At 63.1% G+C, this 18,651-nt stretch carries 14 protein-coding genes and 1 tRNA gene; 8 read left to right on the forward strand and 7 right to left on the reverse strand.

The window, feature by feature from the left end:
• Positions 1-37: 37 nt before the first annotated feature.
• Both JLC71_RS08630 and JLC71_RS08635 read right to left on the reverse strand, forming a co-directional pair.
• Positions 38-475, reverse strand: a complete 438-nt coding sequence (locus JLC71_RS08630; protein ID WP_200914989.1) for a PilZ domain-containing protein — start codon at positions 473-475, stop codon at positions 38-40.
• Between the two features lie 112 nt (positions 476-587).
• A tRNA-Leu gene (locus JLC71_RS08635) sits at positions 588-672 on the reverse strand.
• A 188-nt stretch (positions 673-860) separates the two neighbouring features.
• On the opposite strand from JLC71_RS08635, the gene JLC71_RS08640 reads away from it, so the two are divergent.
• Positions 861-1,775 carry an ankyrin repeat domain-containing protein gene (locus JLC71_RS08640; RefSeq protein WP_200914990.1) on the forward strand — a complete coding sequence of 305 codons (915 nt, stop codon included), beginning with the start codon at positions 861-863 and terminating at the stop codon, positions 1,773-1,775.
• A gap of 102 nt (positions 1,776-1,877) precedes the next feature.
• Positions 1,878-2,381 (forward strand): hypothetical protein, encoded by a 504-nt coding sequence (locus JLC71_RS08645; protein ID WP_200914991.1) that lies wholly within the window; start codon positions 1,878-1,880, stop codon positions 2,379-2,381.
• Positions 2,382-2,503: 122 nt separating this feature from the next.
• Here the strand turns inward: JLC71_RS08645 and JLC71_RS08650 are convergent, their stop codons facing one another.
• Positions 2,504-5,008 carry a beta-N-acetylhexosaminidase gene (locus JLC71_RS08650; protein WP_200914993.1) on the reverse strand — a complete coding sequence of 835 codons (2,505 nt, stop codon included), beginning with the start codon at positions 5,006-5,008 and terminating at the stop codon, positions 2,504-2,506.
• A 228-nt stretch (positions 5,009-5,236) separates the two neighbouring features.
• Here JLC71_RS08650 and purL point away from each other — a divergent pair, with 228 nt between their 5' ends.
• Both purL and JLC71_RS08660 read left to right on the forward strand, forming a co-directional pair.
• Entirely contained in the window at positions 5,237-9,184 is a 3,948-nt protein-coding gene (gene purL, locus JLC71_RS08655; protein WP_200914995.1) for a phosphoribosylformylglycinamidine synthase, read from the forward strand.
• Between the two features lie 99 nt (positions 9,185-9,283).
• Positions 9,284-9,571, forward strand: coding sequence for a GNAT family N-acetyltransferase (locus JLC71_RS08660; RefSeq protein ID WP_200914997.1), 288 nt, complete (start codon positions 9,284-9,286; stop codon positions 9,569-9,571).
• Positions 9,572-9,587: 16 nt separating this feature from the next.
• On the opposite strand, the gene JLC71_RS08665 is transcribed toward JLC71_RS08660, so the two are convergent.
• A complete protein-coding gene (locus JLC71_RS08665) occupies positions 9,588-10,613 on the reverse strand; it encodes a lactonase family protein (protein ID WP_200914999.1) in 1,026 nt (341 codons plus the stop codon).
• Between the two features lie 179 nt (positions 10,614-10,792).
• Between JLC71_RS08665 and map the strand changes: the two genes are divergently transcribed.
• From map to JLC71_RS08680, 3 genes are all read left to right on the forward strand, one after another.
• Complete coding sequence (gene map, locus JLC71_RS08670) at positions 10,793-11,560, forward strand: type I methionyl aminopeptidase (RefSeq protein ID WP_200915000.1); 768 nt, start codon at positions 10,793-10,795, stop codon at positions 11,558-11,560.
• Positions 11,561-11,616: 56 nt separating this feature from the next.
• Positions 11,617-11,841 (forward strand): hypothetical protein, encoded by a 225-nt coding sequence (locus JLC71_RS08675; protein ID WP_200915001.1) that lies wholly within the window; start codon positions 11,617-11,619, stop codon positions 11,839-11,841.
• 25 nt (positions 11,842-11,866) lie between these two features.
• Positions 11,867-12,650 (forward strand): IS5 family transposase gene (locus tag JLC71_RS08680; RefSeq protein ID WP_200915002.1). Its coding sequence is split into 2 segments (ribosomal slippage): positions 11,867-12,255 and positions 12,254-12,650, totalling 786 coding nucleotides; the frame shifts between segments, so codons are not numbered across the junction.
• Positions 12,651-12,799: 149 nt separating this feature from the next.
• On the opposite strand, the gene ggt is transcribed toward JLC71_RS08680, so the two are convergent.
• Entirely contained in the window at positions 12,800-14,533 is a 1,734-nt protein-coding gene (ggt, locus tag JLC71_RS08685; RefSeq protein ID WP_200915003.1) for a gamma-glutamyltransferase, read from the reverse strand.
• Between the two features lie 162 nt (positions 14,534-14,695).
• On the opposite strand from ggt, the gene JLC71_RS08690 reads away from it, so the two are divergent.
• Entirely contained in the window at positions 14,696-14,953 is a 258-nt protein-coding gene (locus JLC71_RS08690; protein WP_200915004.1) for a DUF3862 domain-containing protein, read from the forward strand.
• 19 nt (positions 14,954-14,972) lie between these two features.
• On the opposite strand, the gene JLC71_RS08695 is transcribed toward JLC71_RS08690, so the two are convergent.
• Entirely contained in the window at positions 14,973-15,875 is a 903-nt protein-coding gene (locus JLC71_RS08695; protein ID WP_200915005.1) for a polysaccharide deacetylase family protein, read from the reverse strand.
• Positions 15,876-15,946: 71 nt separating this feature from the next.
• On the reverse strand, positions 15,947-18,544 hold the full coding sequence (locus JLC71_RS08700) for a hybrid sensor histidine kinase/response regulator (RefSeq protein ID WP_200915006.1): 2,598 nt from the start codon (positions 18,542-18,544) through the stop codon (positions 15,947-15,949).
• Positions 18,545-18,651 lie beyond the last annotated feature (107 nt).

The following is an 18,651-nucleotide window of genomic DNA, read 5'->3' on the forward strand; positions in this document are numbered from 1 at the left end:
CGATCAGGAGCGGGTGTGGAGGCCCAAGTCTAGCGCGTCATTCGTCGCGCCGCATTGATGTGGGCGCAGGCACGCGCTCCGCCAGATTGTGTTCGAGAAAGCGGCGGCCATCGGCCTTGAAAGCGAGAAAACGGACGCCAATGCGAAACTGGCTGAACTCGCTCGACAACACGGTATAGAGCACGCGGCTTTTCGCCTCGAGGATGCGGGCGCGCTTGCCGGCCACCAGTGGCGGCACCGAGATCAGCACGGTGACCTGATCCGATACCGGCAGATTGTGATCGGAAAGCAGGCTGAAACCCGAATACGAGAGATCGAAAATCCGGCCACGGAAGGTCTGGCGTTTGCCGGCTTCCTGATAAACCAGCGACACATGCCAGTTCAGCAGATAACGCGGTTCGCCACGCGCCGACATCGACTGGGTATCGATGTGGCTACCTTGCAGCTCGCGATGAAATCCAAGTTCGTCGTTCACGTCGCGCTCCGTCAATCAGCATCCGATTATACAGATTGACTGTAGCCGAGTCGCGTAACGCCCGGACAACAAAAAAGCCGAAGCATGCGCTTCGGCTTTGTTTCGATTTGAATGGTGCCGACAGTGAGACTCGAACTCACACAGCCGAAGCCACTACCCCCTCAAGATAGCGTGTCTACCAATTTCACCATGTCGGCATTCACAATCGATTTGCAACTACTTCGCCGCTGGCACTGAGGAAGGTGTGCCGTTGCGAGAAGCGGGAATATACGCCCGGACACGCCGCTTGTCCAGCCTCGGGCCGAAAATACTCAAGAAACATATTGCCTTTTGCAAACGGCTCAAATGACTATTAAATAGTGAGAACCCACTCATTTGTACGGCAATGACCCACCCCCTGCACACGTTGCTCGCGCAACACGGGCAAGACCATCGCAGCCCGAACCGTTTGATCGAACGCTTCCCGCGTATTGCCGGGCGTCTGGTTGATCTATGGGGCAGCGAGGCCATGGGCGCTTATCTCGAATCGCTGATGATCATGGATCGGCCCGATCGTCAGGGCTTTCCGCCAGAGATCGGCATGGAGCTGATGATCTTCGGCAACGCCCACGACGATATCTTGAACCAGCCAGCCCCGAGCGCAGGCGTCTGGGATCATGTCCGTGAGTCCGCGGTCGATGCGCTGGAAAAGCTTGGTCTGCGCCCTACCGTCGGCGACTTTCACCGCAGTGTTTCCCAAGCCACACCCGAAACCCTGCAGCTTTATCTCGACGCCGGCATGAAGGTAGATCATGCCGATGAAAACGGCTGGACCGCGCTGATGCGCGCCAGCTTCGACGGCAGCATGGGCTCGGCGCAATGGCTGTTGCGCCATGGCGCCGACATCCATTTGCGTGATCGCGGCGGTTATACCCCGCTGCACTGGGCCGCGCTCAATGGCTATGAGTCGGTCGTCGAAATGCTGATCGGCGCGGGTGCCGGTGTGAATGCCGGCAGCAACAGCGGCTTCACCGCACTTATTCAAGCGGCGAGCCGTGGGCATCTCGCCATCGTCAAACGGCTGATTGCCGCCGGCGCCATGGTCGATGCCAGCACACCGGAAGGCTGGACCGCGCTGCACAAGGCCGTCGCCAACCGGCACACCGACGTGGCGGTACGCCTGCTCGATCACGGCGCCAATCCGGAAGCCCGCCATCAGGACGGCAGCACGCCCTACACCATCGCAGCGCAGTCCGGTCAACAACGGCTCTGCGAGTTGATGCTGTTGACACAGTCGGTGCGCCTGCGCGATCGCCATTAGGGCCGTCGTTACCCGGATGGTGTAGCCTTGCACTCCGAAGCCGAAGCCCGTCGCATTCACACAGAATCGGGCACCGGTGCCGCTAAAGACAAGGAGGACGTGATGACCCAAATCTACAGAGTTACCGCGCGCGCCAGCAGCGCGCTGCCCGAATCGCTGCGCCACGGTGAAGGCGTTCGCCAGGCACTGGCTGCGGTGCATGAATATTTTCCGCTCGACGACGTACAGCTGTCCGACCATGACCTCGACCGCCTGTGCGAAGCCTCACGCACGCTGGCGCGCCGCATCGCCGGCCGCGGCCATATCGATGTATCGCTGCGCTTTACCGATTTGTGCGATATCTCCAGCGACCTCTTCAAGGAAGTGAAGGAGATCCGCAAGGCAATCAAGGATCTGCTGGGCGAATACGAGGACGAGCTCGAAGAGAACTGCGTCGGCGCACTGCGCTACGTTTCGGGTTTCCGCAACGAGATGGTGCCGGCGCTGGCCAACTCGATCCTGCTGCGCCGCTTCGCCAACTTCGTCGATGCCGTGCTGTTGGCGCAAATTCGCCATTCGGACGAAAACGTCGAGATCGAGCTGCATCTGGTTGAACTAGCCAGCTAAGGCTGGCGCGGTTGAACTGGCCAGCTGAGGCTGGCCAGTCGGGCCGGCCGAATGCCGGCTGGTTCAGTACCAACAAAAAACCCCGCATTGAGCGGGGTTTTTTGTTGGTGCGATGACTGCGATCAGCCAACGCTGATCACGCGACCGCGACGACCGGTGGTGGTGAACGCGGCAATCTTCACCGCGCCCGACACCGTGACCGGGCCGGCATAGGCCGGCGAGGCATTGGTCGGCTCGCTGCCATCAACGCTATAGCGCAGCACAAAGCCCGGCGCCTCGACGTTGGCGACGAGTTTGCCGCCGTCGATTTTCGCGCCCGGCACCGGCACGCGGTAGCCGTAACCGCCAACCACGCCGTCCAGACGCGGCAGTTCGCGCTGGCCGAGGCGGTTGGCGAACTGGTTCCAGTCGGCATCCATCCGTCCATCGCGCGCCACCTTGTCGGCGACAAAGGTCCAGCCCGGATCTTTTGCCCAGGCGCGTTCGGCCAGTGCGATCAGACGCGGCATCGCCAGATATTCGAGCCGGCCGGCGTCACGGATGTTCTCGGCCCACAGCTCACCCTGAATGCCGAGCACATTGGCCGTGCCCTGCTCAGTCAGCTTGACCTTGTCCTTGAGCGAGTCGCCCAGGTCATGGCCGAGCAGGTTGACCGTCGCCGTAGTGTAGATATCCAGCGGGCAGAACTCGAACGCCTTGCGCGTGGTGATGAAGCCACCCCAGTAGTAGCCCGGCTCGAGCGGATCTTTTTCATACGCCAGATCGAAGTACAGATTGGTGACGTTGCACAACACCACCTTGTAGCCGGCGTTGGCCAGCTGATAGGCAAAGTCTTCCTGGCCCCAGCCCCAGACATTGTTCCAGATGTAAGGGCGGAAGTTGGCATCGACGAACTTCGGATTCGGGCCGTGATGCACCACGCCGTCGACGGTTTCCTTCTTCAGCGCGATTTCTTCCCAGCCACCAAAAATCAGCCCGTGCTTTTTGAGAATGTCGCGGTAGCGCTCGAGGAAGTGGTCCTGCAGTTCCTGGATCGTCGTCATGCCGTGTTCTTGCATGAACGCCAGGCAGATCGGCGATGCTTCCCACGCGCCGTGCGGCACTTCGTCGCCGCCGGTATGCAAGGTCGTCAGCGGCGCACCGGCATCAAAGTACATCGCCTTGACGTCGGTGATCACCGTTTCGATGAAGTTGTACGCACCTTCACGGGCGATGCACATCACGTTGTCGTGCCACAGCTGCACCGATTCGTACTCGGACTTGTCGGCGAAATCGACCAGCAGATACTGCTCGGCGGCTTCGAGCTGGCCGGCGGCCTTGAGGCGCTCGTAGCGCACGTTCATCGCCTTGATCGCCGCACGGGCATGGCCCGGCACGTCGAATTCGGGAACGATCTCGATATGGCGCTCGGTGGCGAACTTGAGGATTTCGATGAACTCGGCACGGCTATAGAAACCGGTGCCGCTCGACCCTTCGACCTCGGCGCCCGAACCGAAGCACGGCACCAGATGATCGGTCTCAGAAGCGGTAAAGCCGCGGCCCGAACCGATTTCGGTCAGCTCCGGCAGCGTCGGGATTTCCAGGCGCCAGCCTTCGTCATCGGTCAGGTGAAAATGGAACTGGTTGAGCTTGTACAGCGCCATGCATTCCAAAAGCCGCAGTACGCTCGCTTTGGACGAGAAGTTACGACCCACATCCAGATGCAGGCCGCGATACGCGAAGCGCGGCGCATCGACGACGCGGCCGAACGGCACCGCCAGCGCAGGCAGCGGGTTCACAAAGGCATCGACCGGCAGCAACTGGCGCAGGCTCTGGATACCGTTGAAGACACCGTGTGCCGAGGCACCGGTAATCACCACGCCGCTGGCGTCGATCTCGAGCGAATACGCCTCGACAGCTGCACCGGTCTGGGCGACGTTGACGGCGCCGATCTGCAGCACGATGCCCTTGCCTTGCGCGGCGCGTTGCGCTTGCACACCCACATCGGCCAACGCGGCTTGCAGGAAGGCGGCCTCGGCGTTCAGCGTATCCGAATGGACGATCGCGGTGTTCGCGTCGATGACGAAATGGCCGCCACCAAAGCTCGACTCCAGTGGCGTCGGGGTGATCTTGCCGACGGCGTCGGCGGCGAGCAGGGTGAGTTTTTCGTTGTCGGCAAAACGCGTCGCCGGCGTCACCGGCTGCACCTTGTCGTTGGCCGAGCGGTTGCGCTGGCCCTCGGTCGCGAAAGGCAGGATCAGCGGGTCGCCGATCGCTTCGGCGCGCGCTTGCGGCGTGCCATCGCCGTACACAATGTAGAAACCCAGCGGCGCGTCGGTTTCCTGGATGACCCAGAACAAACCTTCGTAGCGAATGACGCGGCTTTCACCGGCGGCAAGGCCGCCAAAGCCGGCGGCCGGCACCATGCGCCACAAATCGCCGTTGACCTGCTCGATCACCACGCCGCCTTCGATGCCCTCGGGCTTGATCTTGCGGCAGGTATTGAAATAGATCGCCCAGCCTTCGCCCGAAAGCGGCACGGCGGAACGGTTGCTCAGCGTCAGTTCGGCGATGAAGTTATCGCCGTTGTGGCCGTTGGTGATGCACTGCCATTGCAAAGCCAGTTGCTTGCCTGCGGGCTGGGTCATCTTCTCTTCCTCTATCCAGATACGTGAGACGGTGGTCTAAGCGCCACCCGACTGCGACAGTGTAGAAGCAAGTGCTTAAGTGGAACAGTGCTCGGCTTGCGCTTTTCCTTACACACAACAAGCAAGGAAAAACGCCGCCGGACGGCCGATGCAGCGCAAAGCGGCCGAGCCGGTTTTTCGGTACAATTGCGCCTCAGATTTTTACCCATGATTTCCGGACCTTACGACATGGCAGACGTCCTTCAGCTACGCGGTGGCACCGCACTTTCCGCCTTTCGACTCGACAAATTGCGCAATGCGCTGAGCGACAACGGCATCAGCGCCGATCTGTACGCCGAGTTCTGGCATTTCGCGGAAGTGAACACACCGCTGGACGATAAAGCCCAGGCGACGCTGGCGCGCATCCTGCACTACGGCGAACCGGCAGAGCCCGCGAAAGCCGTCGGCTCGCTGCTCTTGGTGCTGCCGCGCCTGGGCACCATCTCGCCGTGGTCGAGCAAGGCCTCCGACATCGCCGAACACTGTGGGCTCGGCCAGATCGCGCGGATCGAGCGCGGCGTGGCCGTGTACGCAAGCAAGAACGGCGCGCCGTTGTCCGCCGCGGAAAAGAGCCTGCTGCTGCCGCTGATCCACGACCGGATGACCGAACAGGTCTTCGAGACGCTGGACGCCGGCCGTGAGCTGTTCCGCCACTTCGAGCCGACGCCGCTGGCGAGCGTCGATGTGTTGAACGGCGGCAAGCCGGCGCTGGAAAAAGCCAACGTCGAATTCGGTCTGGCCTTGTCGGACGACGAAATCGATTATCTGGTCGAGAACTTCACCAAGCTGCAGCGCAATCCGACCGACGTCGAGCTGACCATGTTCGCGCAGGCCAATTCCGAACACTGTCGCCACAAGATTTTCAACGCCAATTACGTGATCGACGGCGAAGCGCAGCCGTACAGCCTGTTCGGCATGATCCGCGAAACGCACAAGGCCGCCCCCGAAGGCACCGTGGTCGCTTACTCGGACAACTCGTCGGTGATTGAGGGCGCGCAGATCGGCCGCTTCTACCCGACGCCGGGCAGCGCCGAATATGCTTACCACGATGAAACCACTCACATCCTGATGAAGGTGGAAACGCACAACCACCCGACCGCGATCTCGCCTTTCCCGGGCGCGGCGACCGGTTCGGGCGGTGAAATCCGCGACGAAGGCGCGACCGGCCGTGGCTCCAAGCCCAAGGTCGGCCTGACCGGTTTCACCGTCTCCAACCTCAATATCCCCGGCGCGATCCAGCCTTGGGAAGACCCGGCCTACGGCAAGCCCGAGCGCATTGCCTCGGCGCTGGACATCATGATCGAAGGCCCGATCGGCGGCGCCGCGTTCAACAACGAATTCGGCCGCCCGAACATCGCCGGCTATTTCCGCACTTTTGAAGAAGACTTTGGCGGCGAGCGTCGCGGCTATCACAAGCCCATCATGCTCGCCGGCGGCATGGGCAATATCAACGCCATCCACGTCGGCAAGCACGGTCTGCCCGACGGCAGCCTGCTGATCCAGCTCGGCGGCCCGGGCATGCTGATCGGCATGGGCGGCAGCGCCGCCAGCTCGATGGCCACCGGTTCCAACGCCGCCGACCTCGACTTCGATTCGGTGCAGCGTGGCAACCCGGAGATCGAACGTCGTGCGCAGGAAGTGATCGACCGCTGCTGGCAGCAAGGCGAAAACAACCCGGTGCTGTCGATCCATGACGTCGGCGCCGGCGGCATCTCCAACGCCTTCCCCGAACTCGTCAACGATGCGGGCCAGGGCGCAGTGTTCAACCTGCGCAAGGTCAATATCGAAGAAAAGGGCATGAGCCCGAAGGAAATCTGGTCGAACGAATCGCAAGAGCGCTATGTGCTGGCGATTACGCCGGAAAGCCTCTTGGCATTCGAGGCGATCTGCGAGCGTGAACGCTGCCCGTTCGCCGTGGTCGGTCGCGTCACCGATGAAAAGCAGCTCGTCGTCGAAGACCCGCATTTCGGCAACAAGCCGGTCGACATGCCGATGGAAGTGCTGCTCGGCAAGCCGCCGAAAATGACCCGCGACGTCACCCGTGTGAAGCCTGAACTGAAGATGTTCGATTCGTCGACCATCGATCTGAAAGAAGCCGCCTACCGTGTGCTGCAATTGCCGGCCGTGGCCGACAAATCGTTCCTGATCAATATCGGCGACCGTACCGTTGGCGGCTACACCGCGCGCGACCAGTTCGTCGGCCCGTGGCAAGTGCCGGTGGCCGACGTCGCCGTCACCGCGATGGGTTACGACACCTATCTCGGCGAAGCGATGGCGATGGGCGAGCGCACGCCGCTGGCGCTGATCTCCGGCCCGGCGTCGGGCCGCATGGCGGTCGCCGAAGCGCTGACCAACCTCGCCGCGGCACCGATCGCCAAGCTCGCCGATGTGAAGCTCTCGGCCAACTGGATGGCGCCGGCCGGCCATCCGGGTGAAGACGCCAACCTGTATGACACCGTCAAGGCCGTCGGCCTCGATCTGTGCCGCGAACTGGGGATTTCGATCCCGGTCGGCAAGGATTCGATGTCGATGAAGACCGTCTGGTCCGAGGGCGACGAAGCCAAGCAAGTCACCGCGCCGCTGTCCTTGGTGATCACCGGCTTCGCCCCGGTCACCGACGTACGCCGCGTGCTGACGCCGCAACTGCGAAACGAAGCCGATACCGACCTGATCCTGATCGATCTGGGCGACGGCAAATGCCGCCTTGGCGGTTCGGCCTTGGCGCAGGTCTACAAGCAGGTCGGCCAGTGGGCGCCGGACGTGGTCAGCGTGCCGCATCTGAAATCGTTCTTTGAAACGGTGCAGAAGCTCAATACCGATGGCCGCATTCTGGCCTACCACGACCGCTCCGACGGTGGCCTGTTCGCCACCGTCACCGAGATGATGTTCGCCGGCCATGTCGGCGTGACGCTGGAAATCGACGAGCTCTGTATCGAACGCCGCCGCCGCGGTCGCGAAGAAGACGAGCTGACTTCGGAAGACATTGCCCGCGCCGAAAACGGCCGGATGATGGGCGTGCTGTTCAACGAAGAGCTCGGCGCCGTGCTGCAAGTGAAACGCAGCGACACCGCCGCGGTCATCGCCGCCTTCGCCAACGTCGGCATCCGCAGCGAGCTGCACGTGATCGGCACGCTCAACAAGGACGACGCGCTGAAGATCAAGAAGCGCAACCGTCTGGTGCTGGAAGAAAATCGCGTCGTGCTGCACAAGGCGTGGTCGGAAACCAGCTGGCGCATTCAGCGCCTGCGCGACAACCCGGCTTGCGCCGATTCGGAATACGCGCAGCTCGACGCCAAGGGCGACAAGGGCTTGTTCGCCAAGCTCTCCTTCGATCCTAGCGACAACATCGCCGCGCCATTCATTGCCACCGGCGCCAAGCCGCGCGTGGCGGTGCTGCGCGAACAGGGCGTCAACGGCCACGTCGAAATGGCCGCCGCGTTCACCCGCGCCGGCTTCGCCGCGACCGACGTGCACATGAGCGACGTCATCGCCGGGCGCATCTCGCTGGCCGATTTCGCCGGCCTCGCCGCCTGCGGCGGCTTCAGCTATGGCGACGTGCTCGGCGCCGGCGAAGGCTGGGCCAAATCGATCCTGTTCAACGAGCGTGCTCGCGAACAGTTCGAAGCCTTCTTCAACCGTGCCGACACTTTCGGCCTCGGTGTCTGCAACGGCTGCCAGATGATGGCCAACCTCTCGGGCATCGTCCCGGGTGCTGCAGCGTGGCCGAAGTTCACTCGTAACCAGTCCGAGCAGTTTGAAGCGCGCTTTGTGATGGCCGAGCTGACCGATTCGCCATCGCTGTTCTTCGGCGGCATGGCCGGCACGCAAGTCCCGGTTGTCGTCAGCCACGGCGAGGGCTTTGCCAACTTCAGTCAGCAAGGTGATATTGGCAAGACTATCGTCGCGATGCGCTACATCGACCACGGCGGCAAGGCGACCGAAACCTACCCGCGGAACCCGAACGGCAGCCCGCAAGGCATCGCCGGCGTCACCACCGCCGATGGCCGCTTCTCGATCATGATGCCGCACCCGGAACGCGTGTTCCGTACCGTGCAGAACTCGTGGCATCCGGAAGGCTGGGGCGAGGATGGCGCGTGGCTGCGGATGTTCCGCAATGCACGGCGCTGGGTTGGCTGATCGCCTGCCACTAATAAAAAAACCGGCCTTCTGGCCGGTTTTTTACTGGGCGAGCCATGCTAGGCTGGCGACCTACCCTTAAGCCAACCGGAGCCGTCGATGTCCGAACTCAGCGTTGTGCATGAAATCGAAAAGCACCGTTTCATCATCATCGATGCCGGCAAGCTCGTCGCCGAAATGACCTACTCTCCGCTCGGCGACGATCGCTTCATCATCGACCACACCGGCGTCGACCAGGCCTACAGCGGCCAGGGACTCGGCTACCGGCTGGTCGACGCCGCCGTGGCACATGCACGGGCCAAGGGCATGAAGATCCTGCCGCTGTGCCCATTCGCGGCCAGTGTGTTCAAGAAGAAAGGTGACGAGTACGCTGACGTGCGTTTTTAAAGACGCTGAAGCGGCTTTACACGAACTTCACACACACCGGCCGATCCAGCTTGGCCGACATCGCCGTTTGCGTCAGCGCGCCGCTGGCAATATCACGCGCAAACAGCACCAGCACACCGCTAGCCTGATTGGCGACCAGCAGCCAGCGACCGCAAGGTGATAGCGCAAAATTGCGCGGCATCTGCCCGCCACAAGGCACGTGGCCGGCCGCTTCGAGCAGGCCGTCGACGACGCGGAAGATCGCGATGCTGTCGTGGCCGCGGTTCGATGCATACAGAAAAGTGCCATCCGGGCTCAGTTGCAGCTCGGCACCGGTGTTGTCGCCCTCGAAGCCGACCGGTAGCGAGGAGATCGTCTGGCGGTGCTCAAGCTGGCCATCGTGCCACGCGTACACCGCAATTTCGCTGGTGAGCTCGTTGACCACATAAGCAAAACGCCCGGCTGCATCGAACACCAGATGGCGCGGGCCGGCTCCCGGTGCGGTCGCGGTCTGGCCGTGCGGCACCAGTTGCTGGCCGTCGATCCGGTACACGGCAATCTCGTCGCGCCCGAGGTCGAGCACCAGCGCGTAACGGCCATCCGGGCTCGGCGTGATGCTGTGCAGATGCGGCGCATCCTGCCGTTCCGCATTCACGTGACTGGCACCGTTATGACGCACCTCGCCCGCCATCGGCAACACCAAGCCGTCGGCGGCCAGCGGCAATAGCGCGGCGTTGTGGCCGAAGTAATTGGCCACCAGCAGCGCATTGCCCACCTTGGAGAGATAACACGGCGAATCGCCGCCGCTCGCTTGGCGGTTGAGCAAGGACAGGCGTCCGTCGCTACCGATCGCGAGCGCGCAGACCTCGCCCTCGCCGGTTTCACTCACCGCATACAGCCGTGCATTGGCAACGTCAGGCAACACATAGGATGCATTGACGATGCCGGCGAACTGCTGCAGCGGCGCCATCTGCCCGCTGGTCGCGTCGAAATCGTAAACGTGAATCGTGGCTTCATCGGCATCGCCGTAGCAGCCAAGGTAAATTCGGGTCGGGCCGGTCATGGGCTTCTCGTGGTCGAGGCAAAACGCCATCTTACGGAATGCGCCCGCCACCGCGACAAGCATCCGCAGCAGCGTCGCCGATCCGCCACGCATCTGCGCGGAACGGGAATCGGTCGCAATCGGCTGCCGGGCCTGCGTGGCTGTGGGAGAATATCGCCAGCACAGCAATGGAAACCGCCATGTCCGTCAGTCTCAAATCCGAAGCCCAGATCGCCAAGATGCGCGTCGCCGGCCAGCTCGCCGCCGAAGTGCTGGAAATGATCGTCGAGTACGTCGTACCCGGCGTGTCGACCGAAGAGCTGGACCGCCGCTGCTTCGAGCACATCACCAAGAAGCAGAAGGCCACGCCGGCCAATGTCGGCTACCACGGTTTCCCGAAAACGCTGTGCACCTCGGTCAACGGTGTCGTCTGCCACGGCATCCCCAGCCCGCGCGACATCCTCAAGGACGGCGACATCGTCAATATCGACGTCACCGTGATCAAGGATGGCTGGCACGGCGACACCAGCCGGATGTACTTCGCCGGTACGCCCAGCCCGGCCGCCAAACGGCTGGCCGATGTCACTTTCGACGCGATGATGGCCGGTATCGGCGCGGTCCGCCCCGGCGCGCGCCTCGGCGACGTCGGCCACGCGATCCAGACGCTGGCCGAAGCCGCCGGCTATTCGGTGGTGCGCGAGTATTGCGGCCACGGCATCGGCAAGGTCTACCACGAAGACCCCCAGGTGCTGCACTACGGCCGCGCCGGCACCGGGCTGTTGCTGAAGAAAGGCATGACCTTCACCGTCGAGCCGATGATCAACGCCGGTAGCGCCGGCGTGCAGCAGCTGACGGATGGCTGGACCGTGGTCACGCGTGATGGCTCGCTGTCGGCACAGTGGGAACATATGATCGCGGTGACCGACGACGGCTTTGAAATCCTCACGCCATGGCCCGCCCGCGGCTGACTCCAGCCACGGCGGCCGGCGATGCTGGCCGCCGTTCTGACTCCAGAAGGAAACACATGAAAAAAATCGGCAACACCTTGGTACCGCGCAACCCGTTTGCGGTCGCGGCCAGTTCACGCAAGGCAGGCAGCCATGAGCAAACCGAAAAAGCGCGGCGGCGAGATGCCAGACAGGCGCTGCGACAAACGGTGCAAAGCATGAAAAAGGGCGGGGATGTTTTCCCGCCCTTTTCTTTTGCCTGTATTTGGCGCGACCAGCCTAGATGGTGTCGTCACGAGTGATTGGCCGAGTGTGTATGCTGCCGCCATGACAAGCACACCGCCGACCAAGCGCCTGGTACACCGCCGCCACGACCTTCCTGATCAAACGTGGCTTTTGCTCGAACCGCTCCTGCCCGGTCGCCACGGCGCCTGGGGCGGCCGGGCCAGAGATAACCGCCTGTTCCTCAACGCCGTGTTCTGGATTTTGCGTACCGGCGCCCCATGGCGCGATTTGCCGCCCGATTATGGCGACTGGAAGAACACCCACCGCCGCTTTTGTCGCTGGCGTGACAAGGGCGTCTGGGCACACCTGCTTGAAGCGCTGATCACCAATCCGGATTTCGAATGGCTGATGATCGACGCCACGCATGCCAAGGTGCATCCGCATGCCGCCGGCGCACGCGGCGGCAATCAGGCAATGGGGGTGACCAAAGGGGCTAAACAGTAAGCTGCACTTGGCGGTGGACGCGCACGGCATGCCGGTGCGGGTCTTGGTGACCTCGGGCACGACGGCGGACTGCACCCAGGGCGGCGCGTTGATTGACGGCTTGAGCGCGGAATACCTGCTGGCTGATCGTGGCTATGACAGCGACGCCATCGTTGCTCAGGCCTCGGCGCAAGGCATGAGAACGGTGATTCCGTCGCGCCGCAACCGTAAGGCGCCGCGTGAACACGATGCGGCGCTGTATCGCCACCGGCATCTGGTTGAAAATGCGTTTTTGCAGCTCAAACGCTGGCGAGGCATCGCCACGCGCTATGCCAAGAATGCGGCGTCATTCCTGGCGGCAGTCCAGATTCGCTGCATTGCGATCTGGGCGCGCATCTTGTGACGACACCACCTAGCTCAGTCGGCGAGCGAGCCAAAGCAGGTCGCTTCCGCCCGAAGCGCGGGAACCGGAATATACATTTGGGTACATGAGGATTCCGAGCATCGAACGGGAGCGAGATGCGCCGGCACAGCCGCCGAATGAGGCAGGCCTTACTTGCGCTGGACGATGGCGCTGCCGCCACCATGGCGCTTCGGTTCGCTGATCGCGGTCACGCTGCCGTTGTCGTTGAAGCGGATCGCGTTGGCGGCGCCGATCTGGTCGCTGTCTTCCCACGCATGGCCATAGGCTTCGAGCGCCCTGGCCTCGTCGCTGCCGATAAAATTGAGCAGCGATTCGACCTGCACCTTGTCGCGGTTGCGCTGCGACATCCGCGGCGCGGCCAATGCGTCGGCGAGCGGCATGCCGAGGTCGACGTGATTGAAGATCGTCTGCAGCACCGTGGTGATGATGGTCGAGCCGCCGGGCGAGCCGAGCGTGAACGCCGGCTTGCCATCCTTGAGCACGATGGTCGGGCTCATGCTCGAACGCGGCCGCTTGCCCGCTTCGGCCACGTTCGGCGCCGGGCCACTGAAATCGAAGTCGGTCATTTCATTGTTGAGCAGGAAGCCGTAGCCGGGCACGACGATACCGCTACCGCCCCAGTCCTCGATCGTGAAGGTGTAGGCGACGATGTTGCCCTCTTTGTCGCTCACGGTCAGGTGGGTGGTGTGCGCCGGCTCGGCGACACGCTTAGGTGCCGGGCGCAGCGGCACCGATGGGTCTTGCTGGAGCAGGAAGGGATCGCCCTGCGCCATCTTGCCATGATCCATTTTCGGGTCGATCAGCTTGACGCGTTCACGGGCGAAGTTCTTCGAGATCAATCCCGCTAGCGGTACGTCGACATATTCACCGTCGGCCACATAGGCGTTGCGGTCGGCAAACGCCAGCCGGCTCGCCTCCAGATACAGGTGTTGCGCCTGCGCACGCGTCATGCGCGAGAGGTCGAAGGTTTCAAGGATATTCAACGCCTCGGCGATCGCGATCCCGCCCGACGATGGCGGCGGCATGCCGTAGACCTCGTAACCGCGATAGCTTGAGACCACCGGCTGGCGGAAGCGCGCCTCGTAATCCCTCAGATCGGTCAGCGTCATCGCGCCCGCGTAGACCTTGGTGCCGGCGGTGGCCGGCGGCAGATTCACCGCATCAACGACCGCCTGCGCGATCGGGCCCTCGTAGAACGCGTTGACCCCGCCCTTGGCGATGGCGCGGTAAGTCTTGGCCATGTCGGGATTGCGGAACGGCGCGCCGACCGGCAGCGCCTTGCCATCCTTGAGGTAAAGCTTGCTGGTCGAGCTGAAGCGGGCGAATTTGGCCTCGTTGAGCGCGCTGATGCGGTTGAAGTTCGGCTCGACCTTGAAGCCCTGCTCGGCAATGCGGATCGCCGGCTTGAGCACCTGGGCGAAGCTCATCGTACCGTAGCGATTCAGTGCCTCGCTCCAGCCGCGCACCGTGCCGGGGACGCCGACGGCGATGCCGTTGGGCACGACGTCGTCCCATTCCATCGCCTTGCCATCTTTCTGGAACACCGTCGGGCTGAACGAGCGCGGCGCGCTTTCGCGGTGATCGATCGTGATCACCCGCTTGTCCTTGGCCGAATAAATCATCATGAAACCGCCGCCGCCGATGCCACAGCTGAACGGATCGGTCACCCCCAGCGCCGCCGCAGCGGCGACCGCGGCATCGACGGCATTGCCGCCGGCGTTGAGGATGTCCATCGCCGCGCGGCTGGCCGGTTCGGAGATCGTCGCCACCGCACCGCCGTGGCCGGTGGCTACCGGCTGCTTCGCCAGCGCGGCGAATGCCGCCATCATCAAGATACTGCCGAGCAATGCCCTGTGCTTCATGCTGCGCCCCCGGAAGGAAAAACCGTGCTTCCATGCTAGCAGCAAGCTGAATGACAGTTTGATAAGCGCTTACCCGTATGACGCGTGAAGCAGGCCACGCCTCAAGCGCGAGCGATCTGCTAAGGTAGCGTATTGATCGCCCCCCCCTTTTCGGAACCGTCAATGCGCCTGATCGCCGCCCTGCTCCTCGCCTTCTGCCTCGTCGCCTGCTCCAAGGTCACGAGCGAGAACTATCAGAAAATCAACACCGGCATGCCGCACGACGAGGTCGTGAAGCTGCTGGGTGAGCCGGACACCACCGACGGCGGCAGTGTGTTCGGCATCAGCGGCGAAAGCGCCAGCTGGAAAAGCCGCAATACCGCGATCACCATCCAGTTCATCAACGGCAAGGTGATGACCAAGAACATCGAAAAGTTCTGACCTTGCCGCGTTCCCCGGTTCAGCGCGGGTAAACCGCGTCGCGGATCTCCCGCAAGCCGATCAGCTTGAAGCCCCGCTCGGCGATGGCGTCGCGGAACAGTGGATCGGCGAACAGCGCGCGGTCGCCGGTGCGTACGCGCCAGTCGGCGGCGATCGCACGCAGCTCCGGCGTGTCGTCGGCCGGGTGACCGACCAGGCAATGCACGCCGGCACCCAGCGTATCGAGCCAGTTCAGTGCCCAGGCGCGACGCTCGTCCAGCTCGAATGCCTCATCGAACGGCAGTCCTTCGAAGCGGTCGATCAGCACCGTTTCACCGGCCGCTTCGCGTGTAGCGACCTGCTCGAACATCGTCTGCGCCACATCCAGATCGAGCACGCACCACTGGGCGATCTCGGCCGCACTCCAGCGCGGGAGCAGCGGCGGCAAGCGGTACTGGTGCGCCAGATCGAGGTAGACCGGCAGCAGCGCCGGGCTGAACATCGTCAGCATGTGCGAATCCAGATGCGTCAGCTCGACCCCGGCTGCGATCGCCCGCTCGATCTGCGCAACCAGCTCGGTGCGGACCGCATCGGCCTTGGCGTGTTCATGCGTCGGCTTGGCCAGCGGGTGGAAATAGCCATCGGGCCCGGTCAAGCCGTCTTCCGGCGCGCTGCGGGTGATCGGCGCCCAGCGATAATTGAGCCACTCGCAATTGAGGGTCAGATGCACGCCCAGATCGGCCTTGCGCCCCAGTTGCCCGGCGGCGATGGCGGCGGCAGGAAACCAACTGCACGGCGGCATCGCCGACGCCGAGGTCATCAGGCCGAATTCGACCAGACTGGCCCACGCCGACACGGTGGCCTGGCACATGCCGATGTCGTCGGCGTGCAGGATCAACACACGCGCGTCGGCATCGAAACCGAGTTTTTGCTGCAAGGTCATTGCGGGACTCCTGAATGCGGAACGGTGTCGGCAGTATGCGCCCGGCGATCCACCGGTTCAGCGCCGCGGATTCAACTGGACAAGGCAGGCCAAGCGGCCGGTTCGGCCTTGCCGAGCAGCTCGCGCAAGGTCGCCTGCAGCCGGGCCAGATCGACCGGCTTGGGCAGGAAGGCATTCATCCCGGCCTCGCGGCACATCAGTTCGCTGTCGTGGTTGGCATTGGCGGTGAGCGCGACGATGGGCCAATCGCGGCTGCGCGGATCGGCGCGCAGGCGGCGGGTCGCTTCAAGGCCGTCCATCACCGGCATCTGCCAATCCATCAACACCAGATCGAAAGCCTGGCTGTCCGCCAGCTTGAGCGCCTCGGCCCCGTTCGTGGCGATGGCGACTTCGTAGCCGAGCCGGTTCAGGAAGACCTCGATCACCCGTTGATTCACCGGGCTATCCTCGGCAAGCAGGATGTGCCGCAGCGGCAGCGGCTCCGGTTGCACACTGGCCGGGCGCGCTTCGAACACCAGCGGATGCACCAGCAGCCCGTACAGCTGGCGGATCAGGACCGCATAGCCGATCAGCGGTTTTTTCAGCCGGCGCTCGCCGGGGCGGGCGACGATGCCGGCCGCCCAACAGAGCAGCAGCCGGTGCTTGTCAGCCGGAATGTCACCGCTGCAGCTTTCGTCGGCGATCACCAGCTGCGCCGAATGCAGATCGCACCATTCGACGCCGCATTCGCTCAAATACGCCACCACGTGGTCGCGGTAGACGCTTTGTCCCAGCCAGGCGAAGCGCCGTCCGGCCAGAAACGCGGTTTCAGCACCGGCCGGCTGCCAGCTGGCACCCCAGCCGGCGATCTGTGTCGTGGCGCTCGCCGGCAATATGAACCAGAACGACGAACCGGCGCCGGGCACCGTATGCACACCGATTTCACCCCCCATCAGTTCAACCAGTAGTTTGCTGATCGCCAGCCCCAGCCCGGTGCCGCCATAGCGCCGGGTCGAGCCCGATTCGGCCTGGTAGAAGCGCTGGAACAACGATGCCTGTTTGTCGATCGCGATGCCCTGCCCGGTATCGGTCACGGCCACCCGCAGCGCCCCGGTGGCATCGGTCGACAACTGCACGCCGACCTGGCCGCGATCGGTGAATTTGATCGCATTGCCGACCAGATTGACCAGGACCTGCTTGAAGCGCACCGCGTCGCCCAGATAGCCGGGCACGGTGACATTCTGAATATCCAGCCGCAGATCCAGCCGCTTTTCCGCCGCACGTGCGCCGAGCATGGTGCACGCCTCGGCGGCGACGGCGCGCACGTCGAAGGGCCGCGATTCCAGGCTGAACTTGCCCGATTCGATCTTCGAGTAATCGAGCAGATCGTTGATCAGCGACATCAGGGTATCGCCCGACTGGGCGATGGTATCGACGAAATCGCGCTGATCCAGCGTCAGCGGCGTGTCGCTCAGCAATTGCAGAAAACCCAGCATGCCGTTCAGCGGCGTACGGATTTCATGGCTGATCGTCGCCAGGAAGGCGCTCTTGGCATGACTGGCCGCCTCGGCCTCGTCGCGCGCACTGGCGAGCTCCTGGGTCTGCTGCGACAGCCGCGCGTTCAACGCCAGCATTTCGGCCTCGACCCGCTTGTTGCCGATGAACTGGGCGACGATGGACGCGAACAATTTGAGCACTTCGCGCTGATAAGGCTGCAACGGCCGGCGGCGCAGGAAGTTGTCGGCGGCGATCCAGCCGATCATCTTGTCGTCGATCCACAGGCCGATCATCGCGTTCCAGCCACGGCCAACGACGACCTTGTCGTAATACAGCGCCGCATCCTCGTTGACGATCACCTCGCCCGGCCGGCGGCGGCTCTCGTCGAGCATCATGTGTTGCGGCAAAGTGCTGATAAACCAGCTCTCGTTGGTCAGCTCGCCATTGTTGTCGGTGCCATAGGTGCCGCGCATTTCGTTGCGCTCGTCATCGGCTTCGAAAATCGCCATCCGGTCGATATCCAGCTCGGACAACGCCAGCGTCACGGCACGGCAATACAGCGCATCCAGATCCGGTGCTTCGGCCATTTGCAAAGTCACCTGATGCAGTCTTTGCAGCAGGCCGCGGTAATCTTCGGCGCGGGCAAGGCTGGCCTGCAGCTTGCCGGTCATTTCATCAAGCGAATGATGCTGGCCCTCAATCGTCACCGCCCAGCGTTCGGCCACCAAGGCCGCCAGCGCCTCGCATTCGCGCCGGAACGACACACTCTTGACCTGCTCTTTGACCGTGGTGGGTTCGGTAAACTCAACATAAAGCAAGCCGGCCAGACGGCCCTGGGAGATCAGCGGCAACAACAGGCGCTGGCGATGCTGGCCGGCACCGTCGTCCCAGATTTCGCTCGCCTGATAGTCGATCGGCCCGACCGACAGCGCCGGTTCCTGCATCTGCCACACCAATTCATCCACCGGCAGACCAAAGAAACTGTCGGGCAACTGTGGTTCGGCAAACGACAGTGCCCGCTGGCCTGCGACCGCCTGGGCATGAACGCGCGGCTCGCCGCCTTCCTGTAAAACAAGAAAGGTGCGCGTGGCGCCGAAGGCGGTGAGCGCGGCGTCGACCACGGCCAGGGAGAACAACTCCCAACTGTCGGCCTGAACGAGTGAGTCAAACTGGAAGTATGATTTTCTGGTCATTGCTTACATACGCACAAAGTTATCGCGAGCCCATCATAAACAAGCCGCGCCAGACGGCCGCGCCGATCGTGTTTGCCCGCGTATAATTGCCGGTTTTACAGCCATTT

It is taken from the genome of Jeongeupia sp. HS-3 (assembly GCF_015140455.1).
Classification (GTDB): domain Bacteria; phylum Pseudomonadota; class Gammaproteobacteria; order Burkholderiales; family Chitinibacteraceae; genus Jeongeupia.